The sequence below is a fragment of the Streptomyces sp. SPB074 genome (assembly GCF_000154905.1).
Classification (GTDB): Bacteria; Actinomycetota; Actinomycetes; order Streptomycetales; family Streptomycetaceae; genus Streptomyces.
Map to the genome: position 1 here is coordinate 3,268,139 of NZ_GG770539.1, position 864 is coordinate 3,269,002.

At 80.6% G+C, this 864-nt stretch carries 1 protein-coding gene; it reads right to left on the minus strand.

Annotated features, from left to right (window positions below):
- Window positions 1–78: 78 nt before the first annotated feature.
- Window positions 79–561, minus strand: a complete 483-nt coding sequence (locus SSBG_RS13435; RefSeq protein ID WP_008746676.1) for a nucleoside deaminase — start codon at window positions 559–561, stop codon at window positions 79–81.
- Window positions 562–864: the final 303 nt, after the last annotated feature.

The window sequence follows — 864 nt, forward strand, 5'->3', positions numbered from 1 at the left end:
TGCGGGGGGCGTGCGGGGGTGCGCGGGTGTGCGGTGTCTCACGTCGGCGCCCGCGCGAGCGCCGCGCGGACGGCCGGTTCAGGGGCGGACGCGGGCGCGGTGGTGCAGGGCGCGGATCTCCTCGGTCAGCGCGGGCACCGGGCCTTCCACGAGGGCGCCGGGCACGACGGCGGTGACCGGGAGCGCGGCGACGGGTGCCGGGGGCAGGCCCCACTCGGCGAGCCAGCCGGCGAGCTGGGCGGCGGAGGCGGCGTGGACGATGCGGCCGAGCCCGGTCCAGCCGTGCGCGGCGGCGCACATGGGGCAGTGCTCACCGCTCGTGCACACCGTGGCGCGGGCGCGTTCCTCCGGCGTGAGGTGCGCGGCGGCCCAGCGGGCGAGGGCGAACTCGGGGTGCCGGGTGTGATCGCCCCCGCCGGCCTCGTTGCGCGCCTCGGCGCGCACCTCCCCCGCGCCGGACACGAGGACGGACCCGAAGGGCTCGTCGCCCGCCGCGAGCGCTTCGGCGGCGAGGGCGAGGGCACGGCGGAGGTGGGCGAGGTCGGTATCGGTGAGGGCCATGGCCGAGCGTACGAGGACGGGCCGGGCGGGGACGGGCTGAGCGCGGCGCGCGAGCACCGGCTCGCGGCGGTCGCCGAGGCGCGGCGGTCGCCGAGGCGCGGCGGCACGGGGACCCGGAGCTGACGGCGCGGGTCATCGGCGTCCACGACGTACCGGCGCTGTGGACGCGCTCGGACGGCCCGGTGCGGGCGGCGCGGCTCGTGGCGGCGGAGGACACGCTGCGGGAGCTGCCCGGGGAGCGGGAGGCGGAGCGGGCGCGGCTGCTCGCGACGGTCGCGAGTCAGAGTCGCGGGGCGCTGCGGC